This is a genomic window from Streptomyces sp. CCM_MD2014 (assembly GCF_000772045.1).
In the GTDB taxonomy this organism is placed as follows: domain Bacteria; phylum Actinomycetota; class Actinomycetes; order Streptomycetales; family Streptomycetaceae; genus Streptomyces; species Streptomyces salinarius.
Window position 1 is genome coordinate 4,152,352 of sequence record NZ_CP009754.1, and the last position, 15,406, is coordinate 4,167,757.

A 15,406-nucleotide genomic window follows, 5' to 3' on the forward strand; every position below is an offset into this window, starting at 1 on the left:
GGGGAAGGCATGTCGCAGTCCGAGGGCGCCCGACTGTTCCGCGAGGCTTGGATCACCGGGGTGCGCAAGCACTTCCCTGGCGAGCCCAAGCCCGGCTACGTCACCCCCTGGGAAGAGACTCCCGAGTGGGAGCGCCAGGCCGCCGGTGCCGTCCACGACCAGGTGCGCCAGTTCCTCGACCTCAGCGACCGCCACGCCTCCCGCCTCACCCGCGAGCAGAAGAGCCGCTTTGTCGCCACCTGCTGGACCGCGCAGATGTACAAGCACTTCGAGAACCCGAAGCCGGGCTATGTCGCCGACTGGGCTGCCCTGCCCGACTGGCAGAAAGAGACCGACGCGGACATCTTCGAGGCGATCGAGGACGCTCTGAAGTAGTCGCACGGGGCTGCCATTCAAGTCGGCCTGCGCAACCGCCGGGCTTCCTACGGCGTCGATCGGCCCTCCCTTCGCGGCTCGTTTCCGACCGCCGCGTCACGGTTCAGCTCCTGTGCGACCGGCGCGGCGAGGGGGCCGGACAGCGGGCGGATCCTGTTGAGCATGCGCGCGGCTCCGAACTGTTCTGCGGGGTTTCTGGTTGTCCCTTTTCGGGACGGGCGTCATGTCCCGACTCGGGACAAACCTCTTGTCCCGACTCGGGACGGGCTTCCTCCCCCACGACCGCCGAGGCTTTGACTGTCACCATCGCGGCCGGCCCCAAAGCCGCCGCAACACCGTCGTAGCCGTAAACAGTGTGCTCGCCGTCCTGACGGTCGGCGACGACGCCTTCATCGAGCAGCATCCCGGAGATCCCGTCACCTGCTGGCCTCGCCGTCCTCGTCACGGTCCTGGCCGCGTCCGTGCTCCTGATCATCCGACGCCCGTGCCCGGGCGGAGCTGCGCTCCTCGCGGACCGGGGCGAGGACGGCGCTGAGTACGGCTCGCCGGAGACGAGCCGACCAACCGCCCGGGAGACACTGCGTCTGGACAGACAGCGGGATGACGACTGCCCCTGGTCCGGACATACCTGGCTGGCCCGTGGGCCGTGCCCGCGCGGTGTGCGCCGACTGCCCCGGTGCCGTGCGAGCAGGGCCGCGTCGGAGCACCATCGACGGGAAGGCAGCCTCTGGAGGGTCCGTGCGCGGTGCGGTGGGTGATGACGTGGGGGCATGGCCGGTGGGCGAGCCGGGTTTCTGGCGGCGGGCCGTCGAGCGGCTGGGCACGGCGGTGCTGGTGCTGGACACGGCCGGACGGGTGATCGCCGCGAACCCGGCTGCCGAGCGGCTTCTGGATCGCACGACCGCGGCGATGCGGGGCGCCGACGCGCACGATCTGCTGCACCGGGACGCGGACGGCAACGAGGTGCCGCGGGACCGGTGCCCCCTGCTCCACGCGCTGGCCGAGGGGAAGGGGGCTCAAGGGGAGGGCGGCACATACCTGCGCGGTGACGGTCGTCTGCTGGCTGTCACCTGGTCCGCGTCCCCCTTGACGGAGGACGGCTCCGTGCAGGGCATGGCGCTGCTGTTCACGGACGCCACGGGGGACCGCCGCGTCCACCAGGAGCGAACGGCGCGCACGCGCGCCCTGGAGGACCTCAACGAGCGGCTGTCCCTGGTCGCGGAGATCACGGACGTCCTGGGGCAGACCCTGGAGACCGACGAGGCGCTGGCCCGCCTGGTGCGGCTGCTCGTGCCCCGTCTGGCCGACTGGGCCGCGGTGGACCTGCGGACCGGTTCCGGCGAGGTCCACCGGGTGGCGGTGACCGGTCCGGAGGGACGGGACGCCGGATTCCAGGGCCGGAGCGTACCCGGCGCGGAGGGGGCCGGTGAGGGGGAGGACTCGCCGCTGGGCCGTGCGCTGACCGGGGGCGAATCCGTGCTCCAGGAGCGGATGGCTGCTCCCACCCCGGCCGCCGGACACCCTCCTCTGGCCGCTCTCCACCATGGCTTTCTGACGGCGGTGGGCGCCAGCTCCGCCGTTACGGTGCCCCTCGGCGCCCGGGACCGGATCACCGGGGCGCTGACGGTGGTGCGCACCGACCCGGCGCATCCCTTAGACGAGGACGACCTGGCGGCAGTGGGCGACGTCGGCCGCCGGGTCGGCGTGCTCATCGACAACACCCGCCGCTACGGCCGTCAGCGTGCCGTCGCCGAGGCCATGCAGCGCAACCTGCTCGCCCCGCTGCCCCGGCCGGGCCACCTCCGGCTGGCCGCCCGCTACCAGCCCGCACCCGCGGGCTCCCAGGTCGGCGGGGACTGGTACGACGCCTTCATCCTGAAGGACGGCGCGCTCGCCCTGGTCATCGGTGACGTCGTGGGCCACGACCTGACCGCGGCGGCCGGTATGGCCCAACTGCACGGCATTCTGCGTTCGCTGGCCTGGGACCACACGGGACCGCCCGGCGCCGTCGTCGACCGCCTCGACGCCGCCATGCCGGTCATCACCACCGTCCCGCTGGCCACCCTGATCCTCGCCCGCGTCGAGGGCGACCCGGACACGGGACCGTGGGCGCTCCGCTGGACCAGCGCGGGGCACCCGCCTCCGCTGCTCCTCTCCCCGGACGGCACCGCGTGCTACCTGGAAGCCGGCCAGGGACTGCTCCTTGGCACCGGACCCGTCGGCGGCGCGGGCCGACCGGACGCCACGCATCCACTGGAGCCCGGCTCCACCCTGCTGCTGTACACGGACGGGCTCGTCGAGACACCGGGCAGCGACCTCGACACGGGCCTGGACCGGCTGCGCCGGCACGCCCTCACTCTCGTCCACGAACCGCTGGACAGGCTGTGCGGAAAGGTGCTCGCCCACCTGCCGCCCGGCAGCACCGACGACGTGGCCCTGCTCGCCCTGCGCGTACCGCCGCCATGAGCGTGGTGGCCGTCGGACCGGGCCGGTGCCGCGGAGGCGCCCACCATCTCCCACGCCACTGATGACCTGCTGTCACGCCGCCTTTACTCGCCGAGGAGTAGTCTGAGGAGACCGAGGGCATCAGGCACGCCGGTGGCGGACCGGCTCCACCCCGGTATCCACCGGCGTTCGTCACGCGGAAGGGTCTCCCCCCCCTTCACCCCGCATACGCCCGCCGACTCCCTTCTCGCGAACTCGCGGCGGTCGTCGGCGCTTTCCTCCGGCAAGAGCGGCCAGGCACGACCTCCAGCACCCGGATCCACCGGCCACGTCCGCCGCTGCCCGACAGCCCGCGGACCGTCGGCCGCCGTGCCCTGCCGAACCGGCCGGCAACCACCTCGTCAGAAAGAACCCACGTGCTCACCACAGTCCCCACCGCACCGTCCACCCCGCCTCCGCCCCCGCCCCTGCCCCTCGTCCGCCTGCGTCTCGCGCCACACGGCGCGCTGCCGCGCCGGATCGACGGGGTGTGGTGGCCGTACTCCCGCGATCTTCTGACACAGCTCCCGAAGATGCTCGCCGCGCTGCCGAGAGCGTGGGGCGACATCACCGGCGTCACCGTGGACGCCGCGGCCTGGTCGGCGGCACCGGGGCGCATGTTCGTCGCCAACCAGGTCGTCCGCCTGCACAAGGCCCCCGCCTCTCCGCACGCCCCGGACCGGGTCGTCCTGCTCTCCCCAGGGCTCGGCCGTTGGGATCTGCAGGTGATCCCGCCGGACGCGACGGAGGAAGCAGCCGCTCTTCTTACGGCGGCCGCCTTGGACGACCGGCGGCCCGGCGCCGAGGGAGAAGCCCGGCCCCCGGCCCCGACGGCGGCGGCAGGTCCGCGCGGCCGTGTGGGACCCACCGGGCGGGGAACCCGGGCACCTCGGTGGTAGGAGCCGCCGCGGGCACGTCCATGTACGCACCTGCTCCCCACGCCCTACTCGCCCTGGGGCCGCCCCGAGTCATCCGCCCGCTTCTGAGAGAGACGTCCTCATGACCATGGCCACCACCACCGCCACGCGCCCCGACACTCCCGGCAGCGACTTCGCCCGGTTGTCGAAGAAGATCGCGGACGCCGGACTGCTGGGGCATCGCCCCGGCTACTACACGTTACGCATCACCGCCGTGACCGGGCTCTACGCCGCCGGATGGGCCGCGTTCGTCCTCGTCGGCGCCTCCTGGTGGACACTGGCGATCGCCGCGTTCCTGGCCGTGATGTACGGGCAAGTCGCCCTGGTCGCCCATGACATGGCCCACCGGCAGGTGTTCCGCCGCCGCCGGGCCAGCGAGTTGTCCGGACGGATCGCCGGCGCGTCGATCGGCATGAGCTACGGCTGGTGGCAGGACAAGCACACCCGTCACCACGCCAACCCCAACACCGAGAACCTCGACCCCGACATCGGACCCGACCTGCTCGTCTGGTCCCCGGACCAGGCCCGCGCCGCCACCGGACTGCCCCGCCTGCTCGGCCGCTGGCAGGCGTTCCTCTTCTTTCCCCTGCTCACGCTGGAGGGCTTCAACCTGCACGTGGCGAGCGGCAGGGCCATGGCCAACCGCCGGCTCAAACGCCGGGCGGTCGACGGCGCTCTGCTCCTGGGGCACTGCGCCGTCTACCTGGCCGCCCTGTTCTGGGTCCTGCCGCCCGGGATGGCGATCGCCTTCCTCGCCGTCCACCAGTGCCTGTTTGGCGTCTACCTCGGTTCGGCCTTCGCACCCAACCACAAGGGGATGCCGATCCTGACGGCCGACGACCGCCCCGACTTCCTCCGCCGCCAGGTGCTGACCTCACGCAACGTCAACGGCGGCCGGTTCACCGACCTGGCGCTCGGCGGCCTGAACCACCAGATCGAGCACCACCTGTTCCCGAGCATGCCCAGCCCCAACCTGCGCAAGGCCCGCGCCATCGTCCGGCGGTACTGCCGGGACCTGGGCGTCGACTACGCGGAAACGGGCCTGGTCGCCTCCTACCGGTTGGCACTCACCAGCCTCCACGACGCCGGTGCCCCGCTCCGACGGACCCGCGTCCCCACTTAGCGGGGCGAGACGCCGCCGTGGGTACGGCGGCGTCCAGGACGCAGCCGTCCGCGTCCGCCGTACCGGGAGCCCCGGCGCTCGCCGGCGTCGTTCGCGACCGGGGACTGTCGGCGTACCGCCGGCCCTTCGTCGGTCTTCCGGTCTGGTGCGACGACACCGCTGCGGCCGTAGTGGAAGGCGGCACTTCTGCCCCCGTGCTGAGAGTTCAGGCGGTGGATGAGGAACGCGCCTGCCGCGATCACCGCCAGCAGCACGAACACCGTCACGAGGACGTCCATGGCCCTCACACCCTTTCCGGCCGGTCCCTCGCGGTGGCGACGGCGACTCGAAGCCATGGAGAAGTGACGGAAGCACCGGCTCCATCTCCTCCTTCGGACTCCCACATCGCTTCCCTGGTGCGGTCGGCCTCGGCGGTCACCGTCAGACGCGCGGCATCCGCCAGCAGGCTGCTCGCGGTCGCTGTCCGGCGCGGGTCGCTCGCGGCGGCCATCAGCCAGGCGGCCGCGGCCGGAGGCGTCTGCGGGGGAACGACCAGCAGGTTCCAGCGGCCCACGTGGTAGGAGAGCAGCAGCAACTCGTGCTCGTCCTGCTCGAAGCGGAACCAGCCCACCTTCACCACGTGCCCGGCGACAGGCACCTTGCGCGGGACGACCGGCCACTGGGCGGGGTTCACCGTGATCCGGGTGATCCGCCCCCACAGCGGATCCAGAACGGACGCCAGGGCCGGCAGTTCGGCGGTGAGATCACGCGAACGCGGCCACCAGGCGCCGTCCAGCAGGAGCGGTGCCGAACCGGCGGGGACGAGCGAGAGACGTACGGGAGACGTGGGACGCCGGTCTTCGGACGTCGTCGGAGGGGAGACGGTCGCAGTCATGACGCGAACCCTGCCCCGGGCGGGCCTGAGCCGACCCGGCGTATTCGATCACCGAAAACGGCACAGACGCGAAATGCCCGTGCGCGGAGTGTCCCCGGTTCCTCCAGCCTACTCTTCGCGGCGCCCGACCAGGCCGTACACCGGGAGCAGTCCACCCGATGAGGCCGAAGCCTCTTGTCGGGGCTCGTCGAGGAGTAGCCTGAGGACTTCGAGGGCTTTCGTGTACCGGCGCCGCCGGTCCCGTCCTCGCTCACCCACCACCGGGCGCTCCGTCAGTCGGCGCAGGCCCGCAGTCAGGCTTCTTCCTCATGATCATGAACACCACTCAGCTCCGTCCGCACGCGGCACCGTTCCGACCACGTGCCGCACGCCTCGTCCTAGGATCCGCCAGCCGCTTCGGCCGTCCGGACGGCGCCTGGTGGCCCCGGACCCGCGACCTGGCACGAGAACTCGGCGAACTGGCCGACGTGATCGATCCGCTGTGGGGACGGCTCACCCACGTGGCCGTCAATCCCCGCCACTGGCAGCCTCTCCCGCACGGCGTGGTCGTCGTCAACGGCTACGAGGTGGCGGTCGACCGATTCACCGAGGTGCTCAACCCGCACAGGATCCTGCTGCAGTCCTACACTGCGGGCCGTTGGGATCTCCTCGTGGTGCCGCCCCCGACGAGCGCGTCGTCAGCGGCCCGGCTCATGGCGGCCGTGGCGTAGCGCAGCAGTGGGTGCATGCCTCGGGCCCACACGCTCCGTGCCGGTGTCGATGAGGATCTGTTCCGCCGGCGTCTGACTGCCTGCGCGCACGGCTGCGGCCATGGCCGCGCGGGCCGCGTCGGCCGCGGTGTGGGGCGGAACCACCAGCAGCGAAAAGAGATCATTGCTGCCCCGGGTGATGAGAACGGTGTCGTCTCCGACCGGGAAGGAGTCGATGCGGACGACACGACCGTCGATCGTCAGCCGCGTCGGCAGCTCGTCCCAGGCGTCGGTGTCCAGACCGACACGTGTGATCGGCCCGAGGTACTCGGACAGCGCGGAGACGAGGCCGGGCAGTTCACCGGCGATGTCGCGGGAGCGGGGCCACCACGCCCCGTCGAGCGCACCCTTCCGGTCATGGGTCGTCTCGAGCCGCACCACGGCGGTTCCAGGTCGCGAAACCGCCTGATGCACAGCGTCGGGCAGGAGCCTGGTCACCCGCGGGGGGTCGGGGTCGGACATCGCACTCGCCTGCCTACCGGGGACGGCAAACCGAAAGCCTCCTGGTTTCACGGTACTCCTCGGCCGACGACGGCCGGGATTCCACGATCACCGGGCTACTCACCGTCATCGCCGCACGCGATGAAGAACAAGGTCGAGGTGTGCTTCCCCCGACCTGCGCTTCTGGGCGGCACCAAGGCCCGTCACCCCGACGTACTCGCCGCCAACGCAAGGAACGCGCCAGCGCCCGCGGTGTCGGTCTGTCAGCAGCCGCCGGAGGCGGCCGGTGCGCCGATGCCGATCTGCAGCGTGGCAGGGGCCGCGCAGCAACCTCCGCCTTCGCCGCTCCGCGCGGCGTCGGGCTCGTCGAACAGACCCGCGCCGCCACACACACCGGTCTCCGGCAGGGTCAGCTCGACGCGTTCGGCCGCCTCGTGGTCACCGGCGAGTGCGGCCGTGATGGAGCGGACCTGCTCGTAGCCGGTCATGGCGAGGAAGGTGGGGGCGCGGCCGTAGGACTTCATGCCGGCCAGGTAGACGCCCTGCTCCGGGTGGGACAGCTCCTTCACGCCGTGCGGGTAGACCGTGCCGCAGGAGTGGACGTTCGGGTCGATCAGCGGAGCCAGCGCGGTCGGGGCCTGGAGGCGTTCGTCGAGGCCGAGGCGGAGCTCGGAGAGGAAGCTGAGGTCGGGGCGGAAGCCGGTCAGGACGACGACCTCGTCGACCGCGTGCAGGCGGCGGCCGTCCTCGGCGACCAGGACCAGCCGGTCGCCGTCACGCTCGACCGCTTCCGTACGGAACCCGGTGACGGCGCTCGCGTGCCCCTGCTCCACCGCCGCCTTGGCACGCAGGCCGAGGGCGCCGCGGGCCGGGAGCTGGTCGGCCTCGCCGCCGCCGTACGTGGCGTCGCCGATGCCTCGGCGCAGGATCCAGACCGCGTGTGTGTCCGCCTCTTCCCCGGCCAGGTCGGCGAGCAGGGCGAGAGCGGTGAAGGCGGAGGCGCCGGAACCGACGACCGCCGTGCGCTTGCCGGCGTAGCGGGCTCGGACAGCCGGGTCCTTCAGGTCGGGGACGCGGTAGGTGATGCGGTCGGAAGCGGACTTCTCACCGAGGGCGGGGATGCCGTTCGCACCCATCGGGCCGGGCACGGACCAGGTGCCGGAGGCGTCGATGACGGCGCGGGCGGTGATCCGCTCCTCGCCGCCGTCCGCTGTCTCGATGTGCACGGTGAAGGGCTGCTCCTCGCGGCCGGAGTCGACGATCCGGTCCCGGCCGGCGCGGGCCACGCCGGTGACCGTCACTCCGTAGCGGACCTGGTCGCCGAGGACGTCCGCGAGCGGCTGGAGGTACCGCTCGACCCAGTCGCCGCCGGTCGGGTACGTCGTCCCGTCGGGGCGGACCCAGCCGGTTGAAGCGAGCAGCTTCTCGGCGGCCGGGTCGGTGACCTCGGCCCAGGGCGAGAACAGGCGGACGTGGGCCCACTCGCGCACCGCAGTGGCAGCGGACTGGCCGGCCTCCAGCACCAGGGGCTCCGCGCCGCGCTCGACGAGGTGTGCGGCTGCGGCCAGGCCGACGGGGCCGGCGCCGATGACCACAACGGGCTGCTGGTGGTCGGTGGTGGACACGCTGGTGTTGGACACGGCGACGACACTCCCTTTTGCTTCGACATCTGTCGATCCCTTGCGAGACCAGGATGGCACCTGCTTCGATGAGCGTCAACATAGACACTTATCGAAGCCGTGGTACTTGAGCGATCCGAGGGAGCGGGCATGGAACACGTCGACGTGGCGGTCATCGGTGGTGGCCAGTCCGGACTGGCTACCGCACACGCCCTGCGCAAGCAGGGTCTGGCACCGGTGATCCTGGAAGCGTCCGGGCAGCCGGCGGGGTCGTGGCCCCGCTACTACGACAGCCTCACCCTCTTCTCCCCCGCGGCCCGCAGCTCCCTTCCGGGCCTGCCGTTCGGCGGCGATCCGGACCGCTACCCGCACCGGGACGAGGTCGTCTCCTACCTGCTGCGTTACGCCGAGCGCCTGGACGCCGACGTCCGCACCGGTATGCGTGTGCAGGAGGTGCGTATGAGCGACGGAGCCTTCGTCCTCACCCTGGAAACGGGAGAACGCATGACGGCCCGGGGCATCGTGGCAGCCTCTGGAACCTTCGGCCGGCCTCACCGGCCCGCCCTCCCAGGGTTGGACGACTTCACGGGCACCGTGCTGCACGCGGCCGAGTACCGGGGGCCGGAACCACTCGCCGGGCTGGGGGGCTCCCCGGCCGGAGGCTGGGGGAGGGTGGTGGTCGTCGGGGCCGGCAACTCGGCGGTGCAGATCGCCGCCGAGCTGGCCACGCATACCCAGGTGACGCTCGCGGCGCGGCATCCGGTGCGGTTCGCCCGGCAGCGCCCGCTGGGCCGGGACCTGCACTGGTGGCTACAGCGGACAGGGCTCGACACCTTGCCGGTGGGCAGGTTCCTGCGCACGCCGCCGACACAGTTGGTGATCGACGACGGCCGCTACCGCGCCGCGGTTGCAGCCGGCGCCCCTGACTTGCGCCCGGTGTTCAGCGCGATCGACGGCACGAAGGCGACATGGACCGACGGCGCCATCGAGGAGATCGACACGATCGTCCTGGCCACCGGCTACCGACCCGACCTCGGCTATCTGCGCCCGCTCGGCGCCCTCGACTGCGACGGCCAACCGCGCCACCGGGAGGGCCTGTCGACCACCCATCCCGGACTGGCGTACGTCGGCCTGGAATGGCAGCGCAGCCTCTCCTCGAACTCCCTGCGCGGGGTCGGCAGGGACGCCGCCCGCGTCGTACGGCGCCTTGTCGCCCATCTCGACGCCCGCTGACTCTGGCCAGCCTAGTTCGACATGTGTCAACATAGACGTATGTCGAATGCCAAGGCACTGTCGCTGCTGGAACGATCCGAGGCCCCCGTCGCCGCGGTGCCGTGCTGCCCGCCGTTGAGCGAGCGTCCCTTCACCGCCGAGGAGGCCGAGCGCACCGCCCGTATGTTCAAGGCGCTCGGCGACCCCGTGCGGCTGCGGCTGTTCTCGGCCGTCGCCTCGCACCAGGGCGGCGAGGCGTGCGTGTGCGACATCTCCGACGTCGGTGTCTCGCAGCCGACCGTCTCCCACCACCTCAAGAAACTCAAGGAGGCCGGCCTGCTCACGTCCGAGCGGCGCGGCACCTGGGTCTACTACCGGGTCGAGCCGTCGGTACTGGCGGCGATGGGACAACTGCTGGCCGTTCGGTAGCGCACGCGGATCACCTTGCACCTTCGAGAAGCCCGGCGATCTCCCGCGCTGCGTCGCGGGCCGGCCGTCCGACGCCGATGAGCGTGGCGGAGGCGGGGCCCGTCCAGTCTCCGTATCCGAGGAGGTGCAGCCGGGGGTCCGCCACTGCACGCGTGCCCTGGGTGGGGATGTGGCCGCGCGGGCCGCGCGGGCCCAGGGGTGACAGGTGGGAGAGGGCAGGCCGGAAGCCGGTGCACCAGATCACCACGTCGGCGGGCGCTCGCGTGCCGTCGACCCAGGCGACGCCGTCGCGGTCGAGGCGGGCGAACATGGGTGACGCTTTGAGCCGCCCGGCGTCCCGGGCCTCGCGCACGGGCGGTACGGCGACGATGTCCCCCAGCGAGGCGACGCCTCCGGTGTCGGTGCGGCCCTCGTCGAGGGCGCGACGTCGGGCGGTGGCCGCGTCGAACAGGGCGCGGCCGTCGATGTCGTCGGCGAGGTACCGGGGCGGACGCCGGGTCACCCAGGTCAGTTCGGTGTCGTGGGCGAGGTCGGCGGCGATCTGCGCGCCGGAGTTGCCGCCCCCGACGACGATCACGCGTTGGCCCGCGAATTCCCGCGGTCCGCGGTACGAGACGGTGTGCAGTTGCCTGCCCTGGAAGTCGCCGCGGCCGGGGACGGCGGGGAGGAAGGGACGCCACCAAGTGCCGGTCGCGCTGATCACCGCGCGTGTGTACCACGGGCCGGAGTCGGTCTCCACTCGCAGCAGCCGGCTGTCGGCGTGCACGCCGATCACCCGGACGGGTCGCTGCACCGGGAGGTCGTATCGCTTCTCGTAGTCGCTCAGGTAGGCGACCAGGTGCCCGGCGTCCGGGTACTCCTGGCCCGACTGCGGCGGCATGAGGCGGCCGGGGAGCGAGGAGAAGGCTGCCGGGGAGAACAGATGGAGCGAGTCCCAGGTGTGCTGCCAGGCCCCGCCCGGGGTGGCCTGGGCGTCGAGGACAACGAAGTCGAGGCCCAGGCGGCGCAGGTGGTAGCCGGCGGCGAGCCCTGCCTGACCGCCGCCGATCACCACCACGTCGGAGTGCTGTGTCATGCCGCCTGCGCCGCCGCGCACGTGATGGACCGGACGGTGCGGGCCGTGAGGCAATGCATCAGTAGCCTCTGCCCTCGGTGGTCGGAGCGGACGGGGTGAACTTCTTGCGCCAGGCCAGCGAAACATAGACGAGGCCGATCAGGACGGGTACCTCGATGAGCGGACCCACCACGCCGGACAGGGCCTGGCCGGAGGTGACACCGAAAGTGGCGATGGCGACGGCGATGGCCAGCTCGAAGTTGTTGCCGGCGGCGGTGAAGGCGAGGGTGGCCGTCCGGTCGTAGGCGAGGCCGATCGCCTTGCCCAGCAGGAAGGTGCCGAAGAACATGACCGCGAAGTACACCAGCAGCGGCAGCGCGATGCGGACCACGTCCAGCGGCTGCGAGGTGATGGTCCTGCCCTGCAGGGCGAACAGGATGACGATCGTGAACAGCAGGCCGTAGAGCGCCCACGGACCGATCCTCGGCAGGAAGCGGGACTCGTACTTCTCGCGGCCGAGCCTCTTCTCGCCGATGCGGCGGGTGAGGAAGCCCGCGAGCAGTGGAACACCGAGGAAGATGACGACGTTCAGGGCGATCTTCCACATGGAGATGTCCAGGCGTTCGCCGTCGCCCAGACCCAGCCAGCCGGGCAGCAGGTCGAGGTAGAACCAGCCGAGCAGACCGAACGCCAGGACCTGGAAAACGGAGTTGAGGGCGACGAGTACGGCGGCGGCCTCGCGGTCGCCGCAGGCGAGGTCGTTCCAGATGATGACCATGGCGATGCAGCGGGCCAGGCCGACGATGATCAGGCCGGTGCGGTACTCGGGCAGGTCCGGCAGGAAGATCCAGGCGAGCGCGAACATCACCGCCGGGCCGACGATCCAGTTGATCACCAACGACGAGGCCATGAGCCTGCGATCGCCGGTAACGGCGTCGAGCCTGTCGTAGCGGACCTTGGCCAGGACCGGATACATCATGACCAGCAGGCCGACGGCGATCGGCAAGGAGATGCCGCCGATCTCGACCCTGGCAAGGGCGTCGTCCAGACCCGAGATGGCTCGGCCCAGGCCGAGGCCGATGGCCATGGCGATGAGGATCCAGACGGCGAGGAAGCGGTCGAGCGTCGACAACTTCGCGACGACGGAGGGCTCCTCGGTGGTCGTCGCGGGGGCTTCGGTGCGGGTCACGGACAGGCCCTCTTGTTCTCGACGGCGTTGCGTGCGGAGTCGGCCAGGTCGGCGAACTGGCCGGCGAGCGAGGCGATGACGTCCGGGCGGAGCCTGTAGTACGTGTAGCGGCCGCACGGCTCGGTTTCGACGACGCCGGCCTCGCGCAGCACTCTCAGGTGGTTGGAGAGGTTGGTCTGCCGGGCACCGGTCTCCTCCACGAGGTGGGTGGTGCACAGCGTCTCTTTGGCGAGCAGGGTCACGATCCGCAGCCTGAGCGGGTCCGCCAGGACCCGGATCAGGTCAGTGTCGACTGACGTCATCATGCACTGATACTCTCACATCAGTGGTGACTGACACCATCGGGCGCTGATGCCATGCGCGCCTGATGCCGTCTCAAGACAAGAGAGACCTCCTGATGCCCGACAAGCCTTCCGTGCTGTTCGTCTGCGTCCACAACGCCGGCCGCTCGCAGATGGCAGCCGCGTGGCTGACCCACCTGGCCGGGGATCGCGTCGAGGTCCGTTCCGCCGGATCCAACCCGGGCGAGAACGTCAACCCGGCCGCCGTCGAGGCGATGCGCGAGGTCGGTGTCGACATCTCCGCCGAGGTGCCAAAGATGCTGACCGTGGACGCGGTCAAGGAGTCCGACGTCTGCATCACCATGGGCTGTGGCGACACGTGCCCGGTCTTCCCGGGCAAGCGCTACTTGGACTGGCAGTTGGAGGACCCGGCCGGCCAGGGCGTCGAAGCCGTCCGCCCGATCCGCGACGAGATCAAGGTGCTGGTCGAGGGCCTGATCAAGGAGATCGCGCCAGAGCCGCAGTCATGAGCAACGCCCGCAGCCCGCGCTCGGACCGACCACGGCCTCACGACAGATCGCCTACTTGAGCCGGCGTACACACCTCGGAGCATCCACGGCCCCGGGGCACCGATAGCGCGCAGCGCAGCAACCAACCCGTCGGCCTTCCCCACCACCGATACTCGACAAAACCTCGGTCCAGGCTCGCATCACGTCGCCGAAGTCCAGCAACAGCCCCCGGACCTGCCGGAGCAGAACGCGCAGGACCACAACACCCGCGACGCCTCCGAGCCCCATCCCGATCCACCACATCGGCCGCCTCCTCGCCCAGAACCCCAGGCTGCCTGCGGCGAAGATCGAAGTCTGTGCCCAAAGAGACGCTTTTTGTGATCTTGGCATCCTCGGTTAGGGGTGTGCACACGCAAGTCACCGTGGCAGCGGTGCTCCCCCGCCAGGCATTCCTCATCACCAAGTGCCCAGCGGCCCTCCGCGAAGCAGCGCCGACCAGCCTCGTGCCCACAGCGTGCCCATACGACCGGACAACAACGGTAAACAGCGGCGCGGAACAGGTAGCCGAAAACGCGCTCCAGAATACGTAGCCGCAGGTGAGAGGTGATCTCACCCGTGAAGCGCCGTCGCTTCCCAAGCTGAGAGCGCGAGTTCGATTCTCGTCACCCGCTCCATAGAGAAGGCCCAGGTCGATGACCTGGGCCTCGGTCGTTTCCGGACCGCGCCATGCCAGGCCGCTCAGCAGGCGCTCCACGACCTCCGGTTCCGGCCCCGGTGTCATAGGTATGGGGCAGGCTGGTCCGGGCAGACGCCGGCCCCTCATCCACAGGGGCCGGCGAGGAACCTTCTGGAGGGGGCGCCGGCATGCCGAAGGTCTCGAAGGGGCGGCGCGTGGGGCAGGCTGCCGTGAACGCGTTGCGCACCCTGCTTGAAGACCACGACCACATCGTTCAAGAGATATCCGGGCAGAACGACTTCGGAGAGGATTTCTACGTCACCTTCACCGACGGCGGACATCTCACGAGCGACACGATCAAGGTCCAGGTCAAGGGCGGGAGTAGCTGGCGCCGAGGCAACGGCTACGCGGTGCCTGTCGACCAGCACGGTGACACCTGGGCGGACGGGAACATTCCTGTTTACTGCGTGGTGTACGACCCGGACACCACGCAACTGCACTGGGCGAACGCCACCCAACAGCTCCGCCGGTCCGGTCCGCTGAGCCCCCCGCTTTTCATCGGCGTCAGCCCCAACGCTGTGCTGAACGACAACACTGTGCCCTTCTTCGTCGCCCAGGCCCGCCGCTACGTCGGACGCTTTCGGGGCCGTCAGGCGGTCCTGACCCACCTGAGCGAGATGTCCGGAGTGGAGTTCGATCCGACGGACCACGTCCTGCACTTCGTCAACGGCGTCGATGAAGACCTCATCTTCTGGAAGCGCCCGGGGGACGCGCTGGCGACACTGCTGATGAGCGCGCACGGCTGGGAACCGCACCTCGTCAGTCTTGAGTCCCTGCTGCGCTCCGAGGTGACGCCGCCGGAGGGTGGAGACGGAGAGGGCAGTGATCCCGGTAGTCGGTGGGGCGACCCCGACCTGTCGACCGCCGGGGAACTGGGCCTGAACCGTGCCGAGATCATGTGGGCGGTCTCGTGCTTCGCCTCCACTCAGGAGGCGGACGAACCCACCGAGTGCGAGGGGTGCCCGAGTTGCACGGGCGAAGAACCGGTGGAGCACGGCAACATCGAGGCGGATGTGCTCCATGACTACGTCATCGCCCGAATCGTCGACCGGGTCGAATCCGAGCCCGACCTGCTGAGACGGTCGATCCAAGCCATGCGCGAGGAAGCCGAACTCGATCCGGAGATCCTCAGCGAGCTCGGTCCACTCGAAGCCGATGCAAGCGTCGTGCGCCAAGTGAACAAGCTGAGCCGGGCCAGGGTGACGAAGTCGACCGACATCGAACCGGAGGCATTTCGACTGGCCGTTCTTTACTTCATCCACTGCATCTACATCGGTGGCCCCTCGCTCCCTCTCGACGAGCAAGTCCGCATCGTCTGGCGCGTGCCGGAGCCCGAGTCCATGCCCTTCCAGAGGGTTCGGAACGGTGAGGGTGCCGCTGCCCGGGCGTGACACGCCCCTGCCCGATGCCGACC

16 protein-coding genes are annotated in these 15,406 nt (G+C 70.6%); 9 read left to right on the top strand and 7 right to left on the bottom strand.

Annotated features, from left to right (window positions below; all coding sequences use genetic code 11):
• Positions 1–9: 9 nt before the first annotated feature.
• From NI25_RS18220 to NI25_RS18235, 4 genes are all read left to right on the top strand, one after another.
• On the top strand, positions 10–375 hold the full coding sequence (locus NI25_RS18220; protein ID WP_007453337.1) for a hypothetical protein: 366 nt from the start codon (positions 10–12) through the stop codon (positions 373–375).
• Between the two features lie 762 nt (positions 376–1,137).
• Positions 1,138–2,841 carry a SpoIIE family protein phosphatase gene (locus NI25_RS18225; protein WP_233520745.1) on the top strand — a complete coding sequence of 568 codons (1,704 nt, stop codon included), beginning with the start codon at positions 1,138–1,140 and terminating at the stop codon, positions 2,839–2,841.
• A gap of 395 nt (positions 2,842–3,236) precedes the next feature.
• Positions 3,237–3,758 (top strand): DUF5994 family protein, encoded by a 522-nt coding sequence (locus NI25_RS18230; RefSeq protein ID WP_061443457.1) that lies wholly within the window; start codon positions 3,237–3,239, stop codon positions 3,756–3,758.
• 100 nt (positions 3,759–3,858) lie between these two features.
• Positions 3,859–4,899 (top strand): fatty acid desaturase family protein, encoded by a 1,041-nt coding sequence (locus NI25_RS18235; RefSeq protein ID WP_061443458.1) that lies wholly within the window; start codon positions 3,859–3,861, stop codon positions 4,897–4,899.
• Here NI25_RS18235 and NI25_RS18240 read toward each other — a convergent pair.
• Positions 4,896–5,177: a hypothetical protein gene (locus tag NI25_RS18240; protein WP_061443459.1), complete on the bottom strand. Its 282-nt coding sequence runs from the start codon at positions 5,175–5,177 to the stop codon at positions 4,896–4,898. The genes NI25_RS18235 and NI25_RS18240 overlap by 4 nt on opposite strands.
• A 5-nt stretch (positions 5,178–5,182) precedes the next feature.
• The gene (locus NI25_RS18245) at positions 5,183–5,773 is read right to left on the bottom strand and encodes a DUF5994 family protein (RefSeq protein WP_061443460.1); all 591 of its coding nucleotides are present in this window, start codon (positions 5,771–5,773) and stop codon (positions 5,183–5,185) included.
• Between the two features lie 314 nt (positions 5,774–6,087).
• Between NI25_RS18245 and NI25_RS18250 the strand changes: the two genes are divergently transcribed.
• Positions 6,088–6,483, top strand: a complete 396-nt coding sequence (locus NI25_RS18250; protein ID WP_233520746.1) for a DUF5994 family protein — start codon at positions 6,088–6,090, stop codon at positions 6,481–6,483.
• Here NI25_RS18250 and NI25_RS18255 read toward each other — a convergent pair.
• Both NI25_RS18255 and NI25_RS18260 read right to left on the bottom strand, forming a co-directional pair.
• Positions 6,451–6,984: a DUF5994 family protein gene (locus tag NI25_RS18255; RefSeq protein ID WP_031043872.1), complete on the bottom strand. Its 534-nt coding sequence runs from the start codon at positions 6,982–6,984 to the stop codon at positions 6,451–6,453. The two genes, NI25_RS18250 and NI25_RS18255, sit on opposite strands and share 33 nt — an antisense overlap.
• A 242-nt stretch (positions 6,985–7,226) precedes the next feature.
• A complete protein-coding gene (locus NI25_RS18260) occupies positions 7,227–8,603 on the bottom strand; it encodes an NAD(P)-binding domain-containing protein (protein WP_199560949.1) in 1,377 nt (458 codons plus the stop codon).
• A 129-nt stretch (positions 8,604–8,732) separates the two neighbouring features.
• Between NI25_RS18260 and NI25_RS18265 the strand changes: the two genes are divergently transcribed.
• Together NI25_RS18265 and NI25_RS18270 are read left to right on the top strand one after the other, a co-directional pair.
• Positions 8,733–9,815 (top strand): flavin-containing monooxygenase, encoded by a 1,083-nt coding sequence (locus NI25_RS18265; protein WP_055467923.1) that lies wholly within the window; start codon positions 8,733–8,735, stop codon positions 9,813–9,815.
• A gap of 39 nt (positions 9,816–9,854) precedes the next feature.
• Complete coding sequence (locus NI25_RS18270) at positions 9,855–10,223, top strand: ArsR/SmtB family transcription factor (protein ID WP_061443462.1); 369 nt, start codon at positions 9,855–9,857, stop codon at positions 10,221–10,223.
• A 10-nt stretch (positions 10,224–10,233) separates the two neighbouring features.
• On the opposite strand, the gene NI25_RS18275 is transcribed toward NI25_RS18270, so the two are convergent.
• The 3 genes from NI25_RS18275 to NI25_RS18285 are packed head-to-tail and all read right to left on the bottom strand — an operon-like array spanning position 10,234 to position 12,771.
• Positions 10,234–11,298 carry an ArsO family NAD(P)H-dependent flavin-containing monooxygenase gene (locus tag NI25_RS18275; RefSeq protein WP_061443463.1) on the bottom strand — a complete coding sequence of 355 codons (1,065 nt, stop codon included), beginning with the start codon at positions 11,296–11,298 and terminating at the stop codon, positions 10,234–10,236.
• Positions 11,299–11,356: 58 nt separating this feature from the next.
• A complete protein-coding gene (gene arsB, locus NI25_RS18280; protein WP_061443464.1) occupies positions 11,357–12,466 on the bottom strand; it encodes an ACR3 family arsenite efflux transporter in 1,110 nt (369 codons plus the stop codon).
• Positions 12,463–12,771, bottom strand: a complete 309-nt coding sequence (locus NI25_RS18285; RefSeq protein ID WP_019324863.1) for an ArsR/SmtB family transcription factor — start codon at positions 12,769–12,771, stop codon at positions 12,463–12,465. The genes arsB and NI25_RS18285 overlap by 4 nt, the downstream gene beginning before the upstream one ends.
• Positions 12,772–12,863: 92 nt before the next feature.
• On the opposite strand from NI25_RS18285, the gene NI25_RS18290 reads away from it, so the two are divergent.
• Positions 12,864–13,277 carry an arsenate reductase ArsC gene (locus NI25_RS18290; protein ID WP_031046009.1) on the top strand — a complete coding sequence of 138 codons (414 nt, stop codon included), beginning with the start codon at positions 12,864–12,866 and terminating at the stop codon, positions 13,275–13,277.
• Positions 13,278–14,120: 843 nt separating this feature from the next.
• Positions 14,121–15,383 (top strand): DUF4365 domain-containing protein, encoded by a 1,263-nt coding sequence (locus NI25_RS18295; protein ID WP_061443465.1) that lies wholly within the window; start codon positions 14,121–14,123, stop codon positions 15,381–15,383.
• Positions 15,384–15,406 lie beyond the last annotated feature (23 nt).